The following is a 19,226-nucleotide window of genomic DNA, read 5'->3' as shown; positions in this document are numbered from 1 at the left end:
GTTGGTAGATGCCGACCTTGGTCGGCGCCGTTGATTGTGTGCCAACCGAGGTTGGCAACTACCAGAGCAACGGGCCGGTAGCGCCGGGCCATGCCCGGTGTCCACGGCGCTACCGCTCAGAGCAACCCTTCGCGCTTCACCGCCAGGTAGCGTTCCACCAGCGCGGCGGGCAGCGCATCTGCGGTCACATCCAGCACCATCACCCGTTCGGCACGCAGCGCGTCATGCGCCTGCGCGCGCTGTTGCAGGTACAGCGCGGCGGCACCGGCCTGCGCGGCATCCTCGACCGTATGCACCTCGCCCTCCAGCGCGGCATCCAGCTCGCGCTCGCGCAGGCTGGCCACGCACACCAGGTGGCGGCGCTGCAGCAGGCGCACGGCAGCAAGCAGGTCTTCGATGTCTTCATCGCGCACGTTGCTGACCAGCATCACCAGCGCGCGTCGACGCTGGCGCAGTGATACTTCGGTGGCGGCGGCCAGGTAATCGGTGGCCACGGCCTGTGGCTGCAGGTCGTAGCTGGCGCGCAACAGGTGCTGCACCGTGCCCATGCCGCGCTGCGGCGCCACCCAGCGGCGCTCGCCGCCCACCGCGAACAGGCCGGCGGCATCGCCCTGGCGCAGCGCCAGGTAAGCCACCACCAGCGAGGCGTTCAAGGCATGGTCGAAATGCGAGAGCCCGCCTTCGCTGGCCAGCATGCGGCGGCCGCTGTCGAGCATCAGCAGCAGCTGCTGGTTCTTCTCGTCCTGGTACTCGCGCGAGATCAGCTTGCGCGCGCGTGCGGTGGCCTTCCAGTCGAGCTGGCGCAGGCTGTCGCCGATGCGGTACTCGCGCATCTGGTGGAAGTCGGTGCCCTCGCCACGCCGCCGTTTCACATGGGCGCCCACCAGGCGTGAGGCCTGGTCGGCACTGAACAGTGCGAAGCGGGTGAGCGGCACGAAGTTGGGATAGACCCGTACCTCCAGCGCCGGTGGCAGCGTGCGTTGCTGCCACCACAATCGCCACGGCGAGCGGATGCGCAGCTGCACACCCTCGAAGGCAAAGCGGCCGCGCTGCTGCGGCTGCACGTGGTAATGCAGCGAGCTGACATGGCCGGCCCGCAACTGCACGCGCTGCGGCATTGATTCCAGTGGCCAACCGCCCGGCACCAGATCGAACACATGCACGTGCATGGCCTGTTCGCTATGCAGGCGCAGGCCGATCTCGCGACGCACGCCCAGTGCCAGCGCTTCGGGCGCGTCGCGTTCGACGCTGGGCGACGGCCGTCGCCGTTGTCGCCACAGATCAACCAGTGCCAGCACCGCAATCAATGCGCCGGCCAGCGCCCAGCTCCAGCGCGGCAGCGGGCCGCCCAGCACCACGCCACCCAGCACAGCCCAGGCCAACAGCAACGCCAGCAGCAGCGGCGCAGGCCTCATCGGCGCGGCGCTTCGACCTTGGCCAGCAGCGCACCCAGTACGTCGTCGGCATCCTGGCCTTCGATCTGCAGCTCTGGTGCCAGTGCAATGCGGTGGCGCAGGGCAGGGCGGGCGATGTCGCGGACATCATCGGGGGTGACGAAATCACGCGCGGCCAGCACCGCCTGCGCGCGCGAGGCACGTACCAGGGCGATGCTGCCGCGCGGTCCGGCACCAACGGCGATGCCGGGCCACTGCCGGGTGGCGGCCACGATGCGCACCGCGTAGTCGATCACTTCGTCATCGACGGTGATCGCCGCGGTGGCCTGCTGCAACGCCAACAGTTCACCGGCACCGAGTACGCGGGGCACCTGGCTCAGGTCGAAATCGCTGGCGGCACGGCCGCTGGTGATCGCCGCGACCATGCGCTTCTCGTCTTCCAGCTGCGGATAGTCGATCAGCACCTTCAGCAGGAAACGGTCCAGCTGCGCTTCCGGCAGCGGATAGGTGCCTTCCTGTTCCAGCGGGTTCTGCGTGGCCAGCGCCATGAACGGCGGCGCCAGGGTGAAGGCCTTGCCTTCGATGGTGACCTGGCCCTCCTGCATCACTTCCAGCAGCGCGGACTGGGTCTTGGCCGGGGCACGGTTGATTTCATCGGCCAGCAGCAGGTTGGTGAACACCGGGCCACGGCGGATCTTGAAGCTCTCGCTCTTCGGGTCGTACACCGCATGCCCGCTGACGTCGCTGGGCATCAGGTCGGGGGTGAACTGCACGCGGCCATAGTCCAGTTCCAGCGCCTGCGCCAGCGCGCGCACCAGCAGGGTCTTGCCGAGGCCGGGCACGCCTTCGATCAGCACGTGGCCACCGGCCAGCAGGGCGACCAGGATCTGGTCAAGCACATCGGCCTGGCCGATGAAGGCGTGGCCGACGGCCTGGCGGATGGCGTCGACGCGTTCGATCAGGCGGGCGGTGGCGGCCGCCGGAAGTTCAGGGGCATCGGTCATAGCAGGGATCTCATCTGGAGCAGCAAGCGGATGCGCTCGCGCAGGGCGGAGGAATCATGCGGCGAAGGCGGCGTGAGTGCGCTGGTGACACGACTGACCGGCCATTGCAGCACTGCGGCGATGGCCTGGTCACGCGCGGCACCGTCGAGCGCGGCAGCCACGGGTGCACGCAGGCGCAGGCGATGCAGGAACAGCGCCTGCACGGCCTGGTAAAGACGCGCGCCATGGCCGAAGCGCAGCAGCAGTTCGCCACTGGCGCGGACGTGTTCCAGCAGCGAACGGCGCTCGATCACCGGTGCTGGCAGGGCACTGCCGAAGCGTTGCGCACGCGACCACAGCCAGCCGAGGATCGCCAGCAGCAGCGGCACCCACAGTGGCCAGCCCTGGTAGAAGATGCGCGCGCCCAGCGAGGGCGGGCGACTGCCGTACACCAGCCAGACCGTGCCCCGCCCATAGTTGGGATCGAGCAGGTAGCGCGTCAGGTCGCGGTGCGAGAGGTCATGCAGGCCATCGCGGGCGACGGCATCGACTGTGCGGCGGCGCGTTGATGCGTTCGGTCCTTCACCACGCATGACGTCCATGTCCGCCAGCACGTCGATGCGGCCCTTGCCGTGCGGCAGGCGCGCGAACACCAGCCCTTCGTTGCCGCCCCACCGGCGCTCGGCCGTGGCGTTGGCCTGGAAGCCCAGGCTGAAGCGCCGGCCGCCGCAGAACTCGACGTGGCTCGGATCATCGACCACGTGGAAGGGCTGGCAGTCGCTGCCATGGAACAGGCTGTCCACGCCGATCCTGTCCAGCAATGGCCCCTGCGTGCTGCCGGCATCGTCCTCGGCCGGAGGTTGCGTGCGCAGCAGCAGATGGCCACCGGTATCCACCCAATCCAGCAGGGCCTGCGCAGTGCGCGGCGGCATGTCGGCGGTGTCCTGCAGCAGCACCAGCGTATCGGTGGCGGCCAGTGGCATCTGTGCCAGGTCCAACCGCTGCCTGGACTGCACCTCGATGCCGTCGGCGCGCAGGGCCTGGCCCAGCACATACAGCGGGTTGTAGCTCGCTTCGCCCTGCGGCGGCAGCACGACGGTCTCGGTCACCTTTTCGTGCGTGCGCAGGAAAAGGATCGTCAGCGGTACCCCGAACAGGACCAGCGCGCCCAGCAGCAATGACCAGAACAGGCGCGGATTCATGCCTGCCACCCGTACTGCTGGCGCAACGTGCTGGCCAACGCGTCGAAATCGCTGCGGGCAGGCAGGCGCCCACCGTAGGCGGCGTACTGCCACATGCGCACGATGCGCGCGAACAGTTCACGGTCGGTGCTGTCGGTCAGACGCCGCGAGGCACGCAGGCACTGTGCTTCGGTCGCACCAGGCGGCAAAGCGATGCCGGTGCGCTCCACCAGCGTGCGTACGCTGGCGCGATACAACAGGGCCAGCGCCTGCCGCGGTCGTCCCTGGTCCCACAGCAGGCCGGCCTGGGTCGCCACATCCGGCGGCAGCACCACCGGCATTTCCACCTGTTCTTCAGTGACCTGCGGTGCCTGCTTTTCTTTGCGGCGGCCGGAACCGCGCAACCACGGCAGCCACAGCCGCGCGGTCAACAGCAGCACCAGCAGCAGGACACCCAGCAGCCCCCACAGGCCCCATTCGGCGATCCGGGCCAGCCACAGCTGGCCGCTCTTGCGCGCCTTGCGGTCTGCGTCGCTGCCGCTGTCCTTCTGCAGATCCTTCTTGTCTTTCTTCTTCTCGGCCGCTTCTTCGATCGGCTTCCATCGGCTGACCTGCCGCGTCGGCCGCTGCAACGGATCTTCGTAAGCGCGGTTCACGGCCTGGCGGAAGCCAGCGGTATCCATCGCCTTGTCGCCGAAGATCACCGCCGGTGTATTGGCCGGATCGTTTTCCGCAGTGGCTGCTTCCTCGGCTTCTTCAGCGTCTTCGTCTTCCTCGGCGCTGGCCGTGGCGGTCTGCCCGGCGTCCGGCGTGTCGGCGTCCTGCGCGTGCGCGGGCGCCAACGGCAGCGCCAGGGACAGCAGCAGCACCAACGAAGAGGCGATGGGCAGCAAGCGTTCGCGCAGGCGGCGCAGGGCGATTTCCACGTCCCACGCTTCCATCTGCGTGCGCCGGTTCAAGTACAGGCCGAAGCCGGCGCCCACGTAGAACGGGCCGATCAGCGCCGCTGCCAGCCAGCACAGCAGGTTGAGGCCAAGCTTGGCCCACGCAGGCGCTTCCACGCTGACCATCGCCCACGCCGCGCGCCAGGATTCGGGCAGCAGTTCCAGGGGAATGAAGATGAAGATGGTTGCGATCGCGCCCACCACCAGCACCAGCTCGAAGGCCAGGCAGATCATCGCCAGCACCAGTGCAGGGCCTGCGGCGCCGGCAGCGACCGCTCGCCGGCGAGCGCCGCGCTGTGCGGGCGCATTGCCCTCCAGCAGGTTGACCGGCAGGCACAGGCTGCGCAGACCGCTGAAGCGGCGCCAGCCCAGGTAGCCCCAGAAGCCACTGCCACCCCACTGCCGCTGCGCGCGCAGTGCAGCGCGCGGACCGACCCGCTCGCCGAAGATGCCGCGCGAAAGTACGTACAGCGGTGCGCGCTCGAACAAGGGCTTGCACCACCACATCGCCAGCCAGGCCCAGCCGAAGGCATCCAGCCACCAGGCCAGCGCATTGAACAGCACGAACAACGGCGCACTGGCCAGCAGCCAGCTGCCCCACACACCGCGTGCATGGCGGCGGGTCAGCGCGGTGCCCAGCTCCATTGCTTCCCAGCTGCTGCGCGCGCGCAGCACCACGTCCAGGTGGTCAATCCGCATGGCTGCCTCCGCGTCCACCGCGCCACAGCCACAGCAGCACGCCGGCCCACAGCACACCGGCCACGCTGAACTTCACTGCAGCCGGGATTTCGGCGATGGACGACCAGAACGCTTCCACGAACGCTGCCAGCAGCAGCATGAAGGCCGCGCCCAGGCACAGCCGCGCGCCGATGCGCCCCCCTTCAACCAGCGCATCCAGACGGCGGCGGCGCCCGGGCGCCAGCAGTTTCATGCCCAGCTGCAGGCCGGCACCGCCAGCGATCACGATCGCGGTCAGCTCGAACGCACCATGGCCGACCACGAAGCGCCAGAACGGGCCACCGTGGCCGATGTGCTGCAGATGGCCGGCCACCGCGCCGATGGTGGTGCCGTTGAACAACAGCACCAGCAGCGTGCCCAATCCGGCCAGCAGGCCGCTGGCGAAGGTGCGCAGGGCGATGCCGATGTTGTTCATGATGTAGTAGCCGAACATCATCCAGTCGGTGCCGCTGTCGCGGCCCAGGCGCTCGGCGGATGGATCGTACATGCGTTCCATCTCGGCGATCTGGCTGTTGTCCATCAGCAGGTGGATGCTGTCCGGGTACACCTGCACCAGCACGAAGCAGGCCAGCGCGGGCACCGCGAACATCGCCAGCGCCGCCCACATGCTGCGCGCCTGGCTGCGTACCAGCAGCGGGAAATCAGCGACCAGGAATTCCAGTGCGCGCCGCCAGCGGGTGGGTGGCGTGCGGTACAGCACGCCATGGCCGTCCTGCATCAGCTGCTGCAGACGCTGCACCAGCTGCGGGCTGTAGCCGCGTTCGCGGGCCAGCGCCAGCTGCTGGCACAGCCGTCGGTAGCGCTGTGGGAAGCTGACATCGCCGGCCTCCTCTGCACCCGGCTTGCGCCGACGCCGACGCGAGGCACCGGCGCGATGCTGCAGCCACTGCTCCAGGTCATGCCATTCCTGTTGATGGCGGGCGACGAACTGTTCCTGCTTCATCGTCGACCCAGCAACCAGTTGGCCATCGCATACAGGCGCAGCACGCCGACCTGGCCGGACGCACTGGTCAATGGCTCAGCGATGCCGGCCAGCTCCTGCTGGCGCGCGGGAGACAGGCGTGGCGCGCGCTCGGCGAAGGCCATCACTGCCGCCTGTTCCTCCGGCCGCAGCGGTTGCGGCGGGGCCAGCACGCTGTCGATGGTGGCCGGCGGCGGCAGGTAGTGCGGTGGCGAATGCACCACCATCGTGCCGGCAACCAGATCGCCCAGGCGGCGGCCATGCGGATCGAACAGGCTGCTGATCAGGCCCAGCGCGTAGCCGAAGGGCAGCATGTCCACGGTGCGCAGCAGGTTGCGGGTGATCGAAGCCATCCAGCCCACCGGTGCGCCATCCTGTGCCAGCACCCGCAGGCCAAGAACACGTTTGCCGAGGGTGCGGCCCCACAGCGCTTCGCAGACGATGGGGTAGGCCCACATCAGCAGGAACATCAGCGCCATGTACAGGCCGCGGCCGAACTCATCGAGCAGGGCCAGCGGAATGGACAGCGCGGTCAGCGCGCCGAAGCGGACTGCCAGGTCGATCAGCCAGGCCAGGGCGCGCGGCATCGGTCCGGCCGCAGGCAACTGCAGCGGCACGCCTTCCGGCGTTACCACCTCGCGGTAGGTATCGAGCATCGGCGCGGCCATCAGCGCGATGGCCGCCGAAGTGGGCGCTGGAGTCCTCTCCGGCGTGCAGCCACGGGCATGGGGGTCTCGACGGTTCCTGGTCGGGCCCAGACTTTAGCAGAGCCCGGCCACCGGCGATGCGGCCTCAGCCCAGGTACTCGTCCTTCAGCCGCACGTAGTGGTCGGCCGAATAGTGCAGCGACTCGATCTCCTTGTCGCTGAGCGTGCGCGCCGGACGGGCGGGGTTGCCCACCCACAGTTCGCCTTCGCCCACCACCTTGCCCGGGCCGACCACTGCACCGGCACCGACGAAGCCATGGCGCTCGACCCGGGCACCGTCGAGGATGCACGCGCCCATGCCGATCAGGCTGTAATCGCCGATGCTGCAGGCGTGGATGATGCAGCCATGGCCGACAGTCACGCCTTCGCCGATCAGGGTCGGGTAGCCGGCCTTGTTGTACGGGCTGTGGTGGCTGACGTGGATGATGGTGCCGTCCTGCACGTTGGTGCGTGCACCGATGCGGACGAAATTGACGTCGCCGCGGATGACCGTGCCCGGCCAGACCGACACGTCGTCGGCCAGTTCGACATCACCGATGATGGTGCAGGCCGGATCGACATACACGCGCTGGCCGAGCACCGGCATCTTGTCGCGGAAAGGGCGCAGCGGGGTCATCGGTGTCTCCAGCAGATCAGGGCAATCGCGATGATGATACGCGCTCCGCCGATGCCGACCCCGCGGGCGCCTGCCGCGACCGGGATGCTTCATGCATCCGTGTCGACCAAGGTCGACACCTACCAGAGCGGACCGCGAGTAGATCCACGCCATGCGTGGATGGCATTTGCCGATCCCGCGTTACGCCACGCGTCCGCGCCGCGCGCGCTCCAGGTGCACCAGCAGCAGCGAGATCGCCGCCGGGGTCATGCCCGGAATGCGCTGTGCCTGGCCGATGGTCTGCGGACGAACGCGCTCCAGCTTCTGCAGCGCTTCGGCTGACAACCCGCGCACGATGGCGTAGTCGAAATCGCCGGCAATCGGGGTTGCTTCATGCCGCTGCTGGCGCTCGATCTCCTCGCGCTGGCGATCCAGGTAACCGGCGTACTTCACCCCGATCTCTACCTGTTCGGCCACCTTGCCATCGGCCACGGCGGGGCCGAGCGAGGGCACCTGCATCAGCTGCGCGTAATCCAGTTCCGGGCGCTTGATCAGGTCCAGCACGTTGGTTTCGCGGCTGACTGCCACGCCGAGCGTTTCCTGTACTTCGCGGCCCAGCGCATTGGCCGGGGTCGCCCACAGCGCGCCCAGGCGGGTGCGTTCTGCGGTTACGGCGGCCTGCTTGGTTTCGAAGGCACTCCAGCGATGGTCATCGACCAGGCCCATGTCGCGGCCGGTCGGGGTCAGGCGCTGGTCGGCATTGTCTTCGCGCAGCTGCAGGCGGTATTCGGCGCGGCTGGTGAACATGCGGTACGGCTCGTTGGTGCCGTGGGTGATCAGGTCGTCCACCAGCACGCCGAGGTAGGCTTCGTCGCGACGCGGGCACCAGCCATCCAGGCCACGCACCTGGCGAGCGGCATTGAGGCCGGCCAGCAAGCCCTGCGCGGCCGCTTCTTCGTAACCGGTGGTGCCGTTGATCTGGCCGGCGAAGAACAGGCCGTTGACCAGCTTGGTTTCCAGCGAGGCCTTCAGCCCGCGCGGATCGAAGAAGTCGTATTCGATGGCGTAACCAGGGCGGGTGATGTGCGCGTTGGCGAAACCGCGGATGCTGCGCACCATCTCCAGCTGCACGTCGAACGGCAGCGAAGTGGAAATACCGTTGGGATAGATCTCGACGATGCCCAGGCCTTCCGGCTCGACGAAGATCTGGTGGCTGGCCTTCTCGGCGAAGCGCACCACCTTGTCTTCGATGGACGGGCAGTAGCGCGGGCCGATGCCTTCGATCTGGCCGCTGTACAGCGGCGAGCGGTGCAGCGCGTCGCGGATGATCTGGTGGGTCTGCTCGCTGGTGTGGGTGATCCAGCAGCTGACCTGCTGCGGATGCTCATCCACCGAACCGAGGAAGGACATCACCGGGCGCGGCGTGTCGCCGGGCTGCTCGTCCATCACGCTGTAGTCCAGCGAACGGCCGTCGATGCGCGGCGGCGTGCCGGTCTTCAGGCGGTCCACCTGGAACGGCCGCTCGCGCAGGCGCGCGGCCAGCGTGGTGGCTGGCGGATCGCCCATGCGGCCGGCAGCGTACTGGGTCGGGCCGACATGGATCTTGCCGGCCAGGAAGGTGCCGGCGGTCAGCACCACGGCCTCGGCGTCGAAACGCAGGCCAGTCTGGGTGATGACCCCGCGCACGTGGTCGCCCTCGATGACCAGGTCATCCACCGCCGCCTGGAACACGGTCAGGTTGGCCTGGCCTTCGACGATGGCGCGGATCGCCATGCGGTACAGGTTGCGGTCGGCCTGGCAGCGGGTGGCGCGCACGGCCGGGCCCTTGGAGGCATTGAGCGTGCGCCACTGGATGCCGGCGCGGTCGGCGGCATGCGCCATCGCACCGCCGAGGGCGTCGATTTCCTTGACCAGATGGCCCTTGCCGATGCCGCCGATGGCCGGGTTGCAGCTCATCGCCCCCACCGTTTCGATGTTGTGGGTCAGCAACAGGGTGCGCACGCCGGTACGGGCCGCAGCCAGCGCGGCCTCGGTGCCGGCGTGGCCGCCGCCGATGACGATGACGTCGTAACGATGGAAGGAATCGATCATGGAGGCTGTTCAGCAAGGGGGCGGGCGCAGCTTGGGGGCGCGCCGGGGTGGCGATTTTAGCGCCAATCGGGGCAGGGACGCCGGCGCCGGTCGGCTGGCGTCGAAATCAACCCTAAAGTTGGCAGGATATTTGCAGATAACCCAATAGCACCCACCGTGGCTGGCGCCGCAGGCGCTGGTGACCGGAATTGGAACAGGGGCCGGTACAGGCGCACGATGGGGAAGCAGAGGGGCCGGCAGTCGGGGGACTGTCCGGCCCTGTTTTTTTTGCGGCTTCCGGGAAAGCGTCATCCACGCATGGCGTGGATCTACTGTCTTGTTGCCCGGGCTGCGACCAGACATGGCGTGAAAACGGCCCCCGCGCGCAGTGTCCAGGTAGATCCACGCCATGCGTGGATGCCGTTGCGGCGCCCCAACAACAAACGGCCCCGCAAGGCGGGGCCGTTCGTCTTCAAAGGTGCCGACATCCGACAGGGCCGGAACAGGGGGGATCCAGATGTTCCTGTCGGATATCGACGCAGAGCTGTTTGGGACGTGCCCTTAACGTTTTTGTCACTTTGTGACGCTGGCCGTCACCACCTGCGTAGATTGAGGCTTGGACCGTGTGAAATGCAAGACGAAACACCCGCAACTGTGAGCTATCTCTCTTGATCCATCGCGCGCCAGGGGGAACTGTTCATCCTCGGCGCACGCGGAGCCGGGGCCGGTCGTGCCTGCGGCGGCGGCGAGGGGCGCTCGACCCGCTGCGCGGGCTGCGACGGCCGACGCATCGAATCCATGTTGCGCCACGGCGAGCCGCCATTGTTCTGGCGCGGCGGCGGTGGCGGACGGTTCTCGCCGCCATTGCCGGGACGCGGTGGCGGGCGGTGGTTGTTGTGCGGCGGGCGGTAGATCGGCCGCTGGTAGTACGGGCCGCCGTAGCCGTAATAGCCACCGCCGTAGCCACCATAGCCACCGTAATACGGGTAGCCGGCGTCATAGGGGTAACCATTGGGGTAGCGGTACTCGACCGACGGCGCACCGTGGTAGTAACCACCGCTGCGGCCACCGACATAGTCATAAGTGGTGCAACCGGTCAGGGCCAGCAACAGGCCACCGGCAAGCATCAGGCGCGTTTTCATGATGGGTCCCCCCAGAGGACGGGTATGCAGGCAGCTTCAGCCGCCGGCGTTGAATCAGCCCTTAACTCCGCCGGCCAGGATGAATGGCGGTGTACGCCAGCATGCTGGCATGACCGATGGCGCCCTCGCCAGCGCGGAGGCATACGTTAATCTTGCGTCATGAGCGATTCACTGTTGCCCCGCGCTGATGACGTCCTTGCCGCCGCCGCGCGGATCGCGCCCCATGCCAGCGTGACCCCGGTGCTGCGCTCGCGCACGCTGGACGCACTGGCCGGTGCGCGACTGGCGTTCAAGGCCGAGCACCTGCAGCGGGGTGGCGCGTTCAAGTTCCGTGGCGCCTGCAATGCGGTGTGGTCGCTGGATGCCGATCACGCCAGTGCAGGCGTGGTGACCCATTCCTCCGGCAACCACGGCGCCGCCTTGGCGCTGGCTGCCCGCACGCGGGGCATTCCCTGCCATGTGGTGGTGCCCGAAGGGGCGGTGGCCGCCAAGCTGGCCAACATTGCCCGGCATGGTGCCACCCTCTGGCGCTGCCCGGCCACCATCGCCGACCGCGAAGCCACCTGCGCCAAGGTGCAGGCCGATACCGGCGCTACCCTGGTTCACCCGTACACCAACCCGGCTGTGATGGCCGGGCAGGGCACGGCCGCGCTGGAGCTGCTGCACAGCGCGGGTCCGTTCGACGTGCTGGTGGTGCCGGTGGGCGGCGGTGGCCTGGCCAGTGGCACCGCGTTGGCCCTGCAGCACGCCAGCCCGGGCACCCGGCTGGTGCTGGCCGAGCCGGCCGGCGCCGACGACACCGCCCGTTCGCTGGCCGCCGGCAAGCGACAGGAGGCATTTGCTCCGGACACGATCTGCGATGGACTGCGCACGCTGATCGGTGCGCCCAACTTCGCGTTGCTGCAGGCCGCGGGCGCCGAGGTCATCGTGGTTGATGATGCCGCGACCGTGGCGGCGATGCGCCTGCTGTGGGACGTGCTCAAGCAGGTGGTCGAGCCGTCCTCGGCGATCGTGCTGGCGGCGGTGCTTGCGCAGCCTGCGCGCTTCGCCGGCCTGCGCGTGGGACTGGTCCTGTCCGGCGGCAATGTCGATCTGCCTGCCCTGCGTTGGGGAGCGCCGTGAGCCGCGGCCGCCATCGCGAACGTACCGGCCTGCTCGGTTGGTTGTGGCGGTTGTTCGTGCTGCTGGTGATCTGGCTGCTGGGTGTGACCGCCTGGATCGTCTGGGTCGGCGAACGCGACCAGGCCGCCAAGGCGGACGCGATCATCGTGCTCGGCGCGGCCGCCTATGATTCAAAGCCGTCGCCGGTATTTGAAGAGCGCATCCGCCATGGCCTGGATCTGTACGACGCCGGCTACGCGCCACTGCTGATCTTCACCGGTGGTTATGGCGGCACCGGTGCGCGCTTCTCGGAATCGCAGGTGGCGCGGCGCTACGCGCTCAAGCACGGCATTCCCGATGACGCGATCCTCATCGAGACCGCCTCGCGCAATACCGTGCAGAACCTGGTCGAGGCCAAGCGGCTGATGGACCAGCGCAAGCTGCATTCGGTGATCATCGTCAGCGACCCACTGCACATGGCGCGCGCGCTGCGCCTGAGCAAGGCGCTGGGCATCCAGGCGTTGGCATCGTCCACGCCGAGCACGCGCTTCCGCAGCTTCCATACCAGCTGGCGCTTCCTGGTGCAGGAGATCTACTTCTTCCACCGCGATCTTGTGCGGCCGCCGCTGAGTTCGCCGGCCAACACCTGAGCGGCTGCCGCTGCGCTCGCCGGGCATGGCCCGGCGCTACCCATAACGCGCGCCCGGTAGCGCCGGGCCATGCCCGGCGGCGCCTTCGAATCAGGTCTGCTTGCGCCGGATCGGAATTGCCGACACCGGCACGGAAGCAATGTCATGCCCGCCTTCGCGGATCGGTGCGCCCGGGTCGGGTGCCCAGGCATGGGCGTAGATCACTTCCCAGCTGCTGGGCAGCTTGCCATCGTCACGGCGCATCGGTTCGTACGCCGCTGCGGCTGCCGCAAACCGCCCGCGACCGGTCAACGTATGGCGGCGATCGACCCGTGCGTTGGTCGCACCCATCGCGCGCAGCTCGCGCATCAACGAGGGCAGATCGTCGTAGGTGAGGGTGAACAGGTCGCGGTCGAGTACCGGGTCGCGGAAGCCGGCCATCATCAGCGCATCGCCGAACTGGGCGATCTGCGCGAAGCGGCTGACATGCGGCCGGTCATCGGCGGCGGCGAAGGCTTCATTGAGTTCGACCAGCGTTTCCGGCCCGAAGGTTGAACACAGCAGCAGCCCACCGGGCTTGAGCACGCGGCGGAAACCGGCGAACACCGCGGGCAGGTCATCCACCCATTGCAGGCACAGGTTGCTGAAGATCACGTCCACGCTGTTGTCAGCCAACGGCAGCGCGGTGGCATCGGCGGCCAGGCGCTGGAACGGCTTCCACCAGCCAGCCTGGCGTTTGGCCTGGTCCAGCATCGGCAGTGCCACGTCCAGCGCGATCACCTGCGCCTTCGGCCAGCGCTTCTTCATCAGCGCGCTGGCATGGCCGGTGCCGGCACCGATATCCAGCACCACCTCGGGCTTGCGCGCCTCCAGGTAATCCAGCGATTCCAGCAGCCGCGACTGCACCTCGCGCTGCAGGGCGGCGGCAGCGTCGTAGCTGGTGGCGGCGCGGGCGAAGGCGCGGCGGACATGGCGGGCATCGAAGTGGGACGGCATTGCGAAAGTCTCTTAGAACGTACCGGGGTAGGCGCCGCCGTCGATCAGCAGGTTCTGCCCGGTGAGGTAACCCGCCTGTGCACTGCACAGGAAGGCGCAGGCGGCGCCGAATTCGTCCGGCGTACCGAAGCGGCCGGCGGGGATCTGCTGGCGGCGGCGTTCGGCCACGGCCTGCACGTCCCCGTCCTGGTCGGCGGCGTGTGCGAAGTTGGCGCGCAGGCGGTCGGTATCGAACTGGCCGGGCAGCAGATTGTTGATCGTGACGTTGTGGGCGACGGTGCGCCGCGCCAGCCCGGCGACAAAGCCGGTCAGGCCGCTGCGCGCGCCGTTGGACAGCGCCAGCGTATCGATGGGTGCCTTCACCGATGACGAGGTGATGTTGACGATGCGGCCGAAGCCGCGTTCGATCATCGCGTCCACGGTGGCGCGGATCAGCGCGATCGGCGCCAGCATGTTGGCGTCCAGCGCAGCGATCCAGTCGTCGCGCTCGAACGTGCGGAAGTCGCCCGGCGGCGGGCCACCGGCGTTGGTCACCAGGATGTCGACCTGCGGGCAGGCGGCCAGCGCGTGGGCGCGGCCCGCCTCGGTGGTGACGTCGGCGGCGATGGCGCGCACTTCAGCGGCACCGGGCAGCGCGCGCAGTTCCGCAGCCGCGGCCTGCAGCGCAGCGTCACCGCGGGCGACGATGACCACGTTCGCGCCTTCGCGCACCAGCGCCCGTGCGCAGCCCAGGCCAAGCCCCTTGCTGGCGCCGCAGACCAGTGCCCAGCGGCCGGAAATGCCCAGATCCATGCGTCAGTCCTGCAGAAGCGTTGGGAGGCTCATTGTCCGCCATCGGCCGGTGACAGGCCGGCAACGAAGTGTTGCAGAGCGGCTGCCACTTCATCGGCATGGCCGAGGAAGGGGGCGTGGCCGCCATGGGCGACGGTCAGCGACTGTCCGCCCGGCGCCAGCGCGGCAGCGGCCTGCATCGCGGCCGGCGAGACCAGGCGGTCGCGCTGGCCGGCAATCCACAGGCTGGGCTTGCCCAGTGCGGGCAGGGCGCCGCGCAGGTCGGTGTTCTCCAGCAGCTGCAGGCCCTCGCGCAATGCGCGTTCGGTAGGCGCACCGCGTTCGACCAGGCGCTGGCGCAGGGTGCGCAGTTCCTCGCGGGCATGCGCCGAACCCATCACGTCCAGTGCCAGGAAACGCTCCAGGGTGCCACTGAAGTCCTGCGCCAGGTCACGACCGAACTGCTCGAACACCGACGGCTCCACAGCGTGCGGCCAGTCATCAGCGCGCACGAAGCGCGGCGTGGCGGCGATCATCGCCAGACCACGTACCTTCGGCAGCGTGGCCGCCGCGTGCAGCGCGAACAGGCCACCCAGTGACCAACCGCACCACACCGCCGGCGGTGTGGCCGCGGCAATGGCGTTGACCACGAACGGCAGACGCAGCGGCGTGCTGTCGTCTCGGCTGTGGCCGTGGCCGGGCAGGTCGACCAGATGCAGCGTGAACCGATCGGCCAGACGCTGCACCAGCGGCGCAAATACGCCGCCCTGCAGGGCCCAGCCGTGAATCAGTACCAGGTCCGGCCCATGGCCGGTCACTTCGATATGCATGGGGAACTACACGATCACTCAGGCCAGCGCCGGCAACGACGGCGGCAGCACTTCGCGCGCGGCAAAGGCCACGCGGTCGCGTGCAACGGCGATGGCTTCGACCAGGCCGCGCACCTGTTCGGTGGTGTGCAGCGCGGACAAGGTGACGCGCAGGCGCGCCTTGCCCTCCGGCACGGTCGGTGGGCGGATCGCGCCGACCAGCCAGCCGGCCTGTTCCAGCGCCTGCGACATCGCCACGGCGGTGTGGTCGTCGCCACAGAGCAACGGCTGGATCGGCGTTTCCGATGCCATCAGATCCAGCCCGTGACGGCGCGCTTCGCCGCGGAACAGTGCAATCAGATCGGCCAGCTTCGCGCGCCGCCAATGATCGCGTCGGGCCAGCCGCACCGCTTCCAGCGCGGATGCCGCCAATGCCGGCGCCATGGCGGTGGTGTAGATGTAGGGGCGTGCGGTTTCGGCCAGATGCTCGATCAGGTCTTCGCGGCCGAGCACCAGCGCGCCGGAACCACCGAGCGCCTTGCCCAGGGTGACCAGCTGCAGCGGCACATCGTCCACGCCCAGGCCGGCGGTGGCGACCGCGCCACGGCCATCGCCAAGCACGCCCACGCCATGCGCATCGTCCACGTAGAACAACGCCTGCTGCAGGCGCGCGACCAGCGACAGCGCACGCAGCGGCGCGATATCGCCATCCATGCTGAAGACACCATCGGTGGCCAGCATCGCCGCGCCATCGGGCGCATGCTTGAGCTGGCGCATCGCACCTTCCGCATCCAGGTGCGGGTAGCGGCGCAGGCGCGCGCCGGCCAGCCGCGTGGCATCGAGCAGACTGGCGTGGTTGAGCTTGTCCTGCACGCAGACATCGTTCTCTTCGCTCAGCAACGCCTGCTGCACGGCCAGGTTGGCGGCGAAGCCACTGCCGAACAGCAGCGCACGCGGGTAACCGAGCCACTCGGCCACTTCGCGTTCCAATGCGTCATGCAGCGCGTGGTGGCCGCAGACCAGGTGCGAAGCACCTGCGCCAGCACCTTCGCGCGCGGCGGCGTCCTGCAGTGCGTTGACCACGCTGAACTGCTGGGCCAGGCCCAGGTAATCGTTGCTGCAGAAGCCGGTCAGCCAGCGCCCATCGACTTCCAGGCGCACACCATCGCGACGGGTGACCGTGCGCCGCGGGCGGCGACGGCCTTGTGCATCGCGCAACGCGCGCTGGGCTTGGAGGCGGGCGGTCAGGTCGGGGCGTGCCATGGCGGCTGGATGCGGCGACGGGGCGGCTAGGGTAGCGCGTTGCCGCGACGCCTGCTTGGCCGCCGGCTCAGGCCGCGTGGGCGCAGCCGCAGCCGGGAGCATCGGCGCTGATATCGGCGTGCACGGTGCCGCCATGGTCGTGACCGCCGGCGTCCACCTGCACCGCCATCGGCTGCAGGCCCAATCGTGCGAACAGGGCCATGTCGCGCTCGCTTTCCGGGTTGCCGGTGGTCAGCAGCTTGTCGCCATAGAAGATGGAGTTGGCGCCGGCCAGGAAGCACAGCGCCTGCAGTTCGTCACTCATCGCTTCGCGGCCGGCCGACAGCCGCACCATCGAACGCGGCATGGCGATGCGCGCCACGGCGATCATGCGCACGAACTCGAACGGGTCCAGCTCGGCACTGCCATGCAGCGGTGTGCCGGCGACCTGCACCAGCTTGTTGATCGGCACCGAATCGGGATGTGCCGGCAACGTGGCCAGCGCCAGCAGCAAGCCGACGCGCTGCGCGCGCGTTTCACCCATGCCGACGATGCCGCCGCAGCAGGTCTTGAGCCCCGCATCGCGCACATGGCCCAGCGTATCCAGGCGATCCTGGTACTGCCGGGTGTGGATGATCGAGTCGTAGTAGTCCGGCGCGGTATCGAGGTTGTGGTTGTAGTAGTCCAGGCCGGCGTCCTTCAACGCGCGCGCCTGTTCGCCACTGAGCATGCCCAGCGTGGCGCAGGTTTCCAGGCCCAGCGCCTTCACTCCGGCGATCATCGCAGCCACCTTCGGAATGTCACGGTCTTTCGGCGAACGCCAGGCCGCACCCATGCAGAAACGCGAAGCACCGGCCGCCTTCGCCTGGCGTGCCTTGGCCAGCACCGCGTCGGTGTCCATCAGCTTCTGTGCGTTGACCCCGGTGCTGTAGCGCTGCGCCTGCGGGCAGTACGCGCAGTCTTCCGGGCAGCCACCGGTCTTCACCGACAACAGCGTGGAGACCTGCACCTGGGCCGGGTCGAAGTGCTCGCGGTGGACCGCGGCGGCTCGGAACAGCAGTTCCGGGAAGGGCAGGTCGAACAGCGCCTGCAGTTCGTCGTGGTGCCAGTCGTGGCGGATGGCGGTTGCCATGGCGGGACCTTGGAAGGGCTGGAGCGAGGGCGCAGTCTGGGTGGGGCTGGGACTTCTGTCAACCATGTATTTATGTTTATGGTTTACAGCGTGCCGCCACCCAAATCCAATGCGGCGGTGCTAAGTTCGCCGCTACACATGGAACGTGAGAATCGGCATGAACCCGCATCAGAACGCTGCAACCTGTCGCAACGCTGTGCTGTGCAGCCTGGCTGATCTGCCTGATGGAGGTGTGCGTCTGGTGTTGGATGACCTGCGCAAATCGGAGACTGCCGGTATGTGGCAGCACCGTACGTTCGTTACATTCAAAGACTATCCACCGAGCATGCTTGCCGACCCCGAAAGCCTGTCCGAAGCGGAGTTGGCTGACTTTGGCTTTTTCGTACTGGTTCGCCTTCTGGCTGTAAATGGCCGGTTACCTGATGCTGACGATGCACCGGACAGCGACGCGGACCTCACCAACGAGCAGCGGCACCGCATCGCATCGCTGACCGACGAGGACCTCGCGTGGATCGATCAGCAGTTGCTTTCCCACTGTGACGGCCAGTTCCGCAAAGTCGCCTATGTCGTGGGTACGGCGATGTCGCTGGACGCCGAACGTCAACCGGGAATTCCAGATGTGTTCTACGCAGGGCGTGTGCGCACGCTGGTGGAGCGGGGCGTCCTGGAGGCAGCAGGTGATCTGTCGCGCATGCGTTACAGCGAGGTACGAAGGGCACGCTGATGATCCCGACAGCGGGAAGTGAAACTGCAGGAGCCTACATGGACAGCTGGGAACCGATGACCGAGCAGGAACTGGAAGCGTTGATTGCTCGCCAGCTGCAGGATTGCTCGCCGCAGCAACAGGCAGCCTTTGCCTTGCTGAGGGTGCCGATCCATCCGGTGCGGCTGCATCGCTTGGGGTTGATTGAGCCGGTGCTGGTCGTGGCTCAATTTCCACAGGGCCTGCTGTACTTCGAGGATGTGGAGTATGGGTTCGAGATAGGGGTGCCGGGCGCAGATGGCGTGTTGCCCGCTGGAGGCTGCAACCAGTTGGAGCTGGTGCACGTACTCAATCGTCTCGGGGTATGACGTCTGCTACATCCCGCAAGTGCTGCGGATGCCGCTGCAGGAGCAGATTCTTGCAGATGCCCGGCCGTACACGCCCGAACCAGATCGGGCACTCGCGTGAATGCCCGCCCGGCGCATCAGATCACTTCGGCATCAGCACCGTGTCCACCACGTGGATCACGCCATTGGACTGCCTGACATCGGCAATGCTGATAGCGGCCTTGCCGCCCTTGGCATCAACCACCCATAGCGCGCCGTCGTGCAGCTTCACGGTCAGCGGCTCGCCTTCCACAGTTTTCAGCGACACCGTGCCGCCGTGTTTCTTTGCATCGGCCATCAGCTGCTGCGAGGTGTGGGTACCGGCAACCACGTGGTAGGTCAGGATCTTCGTCAGGTCTGCCTTGTGCTCCGGCTTGACCAGGGTGTCGACCGTGCCTGCGGGCAACTTGGCGAATGCTTCGTTGGTGGGCGCAAAGACCGTGAACGGGCCTTTGCCATTGAGCGTGTCCACCAGCCCGGCGGCCTTCACGGCTGCGACCAGCGTGGTGTGATCCTTCGAGTTGAGGGCGTTCTCAACGATGGTTTTGTTCGGGTACATCGCAGCGCCACCGACCATCACCGTGTCAGCGGCAAAGCTGACCGAGGCGGTGCCGCAGAGCACAGCAAGGCTGGCGGTGAGGGCGATACGTTGAAGAAGAGCGTGCATGGTGCGTCTCCTGAGTACTTCCGCCCCCGGCATGGGGGCATGGAAGGTACGCAGCAGGCAGACCAGCGGATGCAC

At 67.9% G+C, this 19,226-nt stretch carries 19 protein-coding genes; 4 read left to right on the top strand and 15 right to left on the bottom strand.

The annotated features are described in order from the left end of the window. Positions 1 to 116: 116 nt before the first annotated feature. From CR156_RS18845 to CR156_RS18800, 9 genes are all read right to left on the bottom strand, one after another. On the bottom strand, positions 117 to 1,415 hold the full coding sequence (locus tag CR156_RS18845) for a DUF58 domain-containing protein (RefSeq protein ID WP_100553943.1): 1,299 nt from the start codon (positions 1,413 to 1,415) through the stop codon (positions 117 to 119). Further along, positions 1,412 to 2,398: an AAA family ATPase gene (locus tag CR156_RS18840; RefSeq protein ID WP_100553942.1), complete on the bottom strand. Its 987-nt coding sequence runs from the start codon at positions 2,396 to 2,398 to the stop codon at positions 1,412 to 1,414. The genes CR156_RS18845 and CR156_RS18840 overlap by 4 nt, the downstream gene beginning before the upstream one ends. Continuing rightward, entirely contained in the window at positions 2,395 to 3,579 is a 1,185-nt protein-coding gene (locus CR156_RS18835; RefSeq protein ID WP_100553941.1) for a DUF4350 domain-containing protein, read from the bottom strand. Before CR156_RS18835 ends, CR156_RS18840 begins: the two co-directional genes overlap by 4 nt. Next, positions 3,576 to 5,201 (bottom strand): DUF4129 domain-containing protein, encoded by a 1,626-nt coding sequence (locus CR156_RS18830; RefSeq protein ID WP_100553940.1) that lies wholly within the window; start codon positions 5,199 to 5,201, stop codon positions 3,576 to 3,578. Before CR156_RS18830 ends, CR156_RS18835 begins: the two co-directional genes overlap by 4 nt. Next, entirely contained in the window at positions 5,191 to 6,183 is a 993-nt protein-coding gene (locus CR156_RS18825) for a stage II sporulation protein M (protein WP_100553939.1), read from the bottom strand. The genes CR156_RS18830 and CR156_RS18825 overlap by 11 nt, the downstream gene beginning before the upstream one ends. After that, the gene (locus CR156_RS18820; RefSeq protein WP_089237631.1) at positions 6,180 to 6,869 is read right to left on the bottom strand and encodes an RDD family protein; all 690 of its coding nucleotides are present in this window, start codon (positions 6,867 to 6,869) and stop codon (positions 6,180 to 6,182) included. Before CR156_RS18820 ends, CR156_RS18825 begins: the two co-directional genes overlap by 4 nt. A 124-nt stretch (positions 6,870 to 6,993) precedes the next feature. Next, on the bottom strand, positions 6,994 to 7,524 hold the full coding sequence (locus CR156_RS18815; RefSeq protein ID WP_099819819.1) for a gamma carbonic anhydrase family protein: 531 nt from the start codon (positions 7,522 to 7,524) through the stop codon (positions 6,994 to 6,996). 180 nt (positions 7,525 to 7,704) lie between these two features. Further along, entirely contained in the window at positions 7,705 to 9,594 is a 1,890-nt protein-coding gene (gene mnmG, locus CR156_RS18810) for a tRNA uridine-5-carboxymethylaminomethyl(34) synthesis enzyme MnmG (RefSeq protein WP_100553938.1), read from the bottom strand. 638 nt (positions 9,595 to 10,232) lie between these two features. Beyond that, a complete protein-coding gene (locus CR156_RS18800; RefSeq protein ID WP_100553937.1) occupies positions 10,233 to 10,715 on the bottom strand; it encodes a hypothetical protein in 483 nt (160 codons plus the stop codon). Between the two features lie 159 nt (positions 10,716 to 10,874). Here CR156_RS18800 and CR156_RS18795 point away from each other — a divergent pair, with 159 nt between their 5' ends. Continuing rightward, positions 10,875 to 11,837, top strand: coding sequence for a pyridoxal-phosphate dependent enzyme (locus CR156_RS18795; protein ID WP_100553936.1), 963 nt, complete (start codon positions 10,875 to 10,877; stop codon positions 11,835 to 11,837). Continuing rightward, on the top strand, positions 11,822 to 12,466 hold the full coding sequence (locus CR156_RS18790; RefSeq protein ID WP_268927144.1) for a YdcF family protein: 645 nt from the start codon (positions 11,822 to 11,824) through the stop codon (positions 12,464 to 12,466). The genes CR156_RS18795 and CR156_RS18790 overlap by 16 nt, the downstream gene beginning before the upstream one ends. A gap of 90 nt (positions 12,467 to 12,556) precedes the next feature. On the opposite strand, the gene bioC is transcribed toward CR156_RS18790, so the two are convergent. The 5 genes from bioC to bioB form a co-directional block, all read right to left on the bottom strand. After that, complete coding sequence (gene bioC / locus CR156_RS18785; RefSeq protein WP_100553935.1) at positions 12,557 to 13,441, bottom strand: malonyl-ACP O-methyltransferase BioC; 885 nt, start codon at positions 13,439 to 13,441, stop codon at positions 12,557 to 12,559. A 12-nt stretch (positions 13,442 to 13,453) separates the two neighbouring features. After that, a complete protein-coding gene (locus tag CR156_RS18780) occupies positions 13,454 to 14,233 on the bottom strand; it encodes an SDR family oxidoreductase (RefSeq protein WP_100553934.1) in 780 nt (259 codons plus the stop codon). 29 nt (positions 14,234 to 14,262) lie between these two features. Further along, the gene (gene bioH, locus CR156_RS18775) at positions 14,263 to 15,042 is read right to left on the bottom strand and encodes a pimeloyl-ACP methyl ester esterase BioH (RefSeq protein WP_100553933.1); all 780 of its coding nucleotides are present in this window, start codon (positions 15,040 to 15,042) and stop codon (positions 14,263 to 14,265) included. An 18-nt stretch (positions 15,043 to 15,060) separates the two neighbouring features. Continuing rightward, positions 15,061 to 16,284: an 8-amino-7-oxononanoate synthase gene (gene bioF, locus CR156_RS18770; protein WP_100553932.1), complete on the bottom strand. Its 1,224-nt coding sequence runs from the start codon at positions 16,282 to 16,284 to the stop codon at positions 15,061 to 15,063. A 67-nt stretch (positions 16,285 to 16,351) separates the two neighbouring features. Then, positions 16,352 to 17,395: a biotin synthase BioB gene (bioB, locus tag CR156_RS18765; RefSeq protein ID WP_100553931.1), complete on the bottom strand. Its 1,044-nt coding sequence runs from the start codon at positions 17,393 to 17,395 to the stop codon at positions 16,352 to 16,354. Between the two features lie 157 nt (positions 17,396 to 17,552). On the opposite strand from bioB, the gene CR156_RS18760 reads away from it, so the two are divergent. Continuing rightward, the gene (locus tag CR156_RS18760; protein WP_100553930.1) at positions 17,553 to 18,119 is read left to right on the top strand and encodes a DUF3658 domain-containing protein; all 567 of its coding nucleotides are present in this window, start codon (positions 17,553 to 17,555) and stop codon (positions 18,117 to 18,119) included. 38 nt (positions 18,120 to 18,157) lie between these two features. Continuing rightward, entirely contained in the window at positions 18,158 to 18,466 is a 309-nt protein-coding gene (locus tag CR156_RS18755; protein ID WP_100553929.1) for a hypothetical protein, read from the top strand. A gap of 121 nt (positions 18,467 to 18,587) precedes the next feature. On the opposite strand, the gene CR156_RS18750 is transcribed toward CR156_RS18755, so the two are convergent. After that, positions 18,588 to 19,151, bottom strand: coding sequence for a fasciclin domain-containing protein (locus CR156_RS18750; protein WP_100553928.1), 564 nt, complete (start codon positions 19,149 to 19,151; stop codon positions 18,588 to 18,590). Positions 19,152 to 19,226: the final 75 nt, after the last annotated feature.

Origin of the sequence: Stenotrophomonas lactitubi, assembly GCF_002803515.1 — a bacterium.
Lineage (GTDB): Bacteria > Pseudomonadota > Gammaproteobacteria > Xanthomonadales > Xanthomonadaceae > Stenotrophomonas > Stenotrophomonas lactitubi.
Note: the sequence above shows the minus strand (reverse complement) of the source record. Positions and strands in the feature narration are given on the sequence as shown.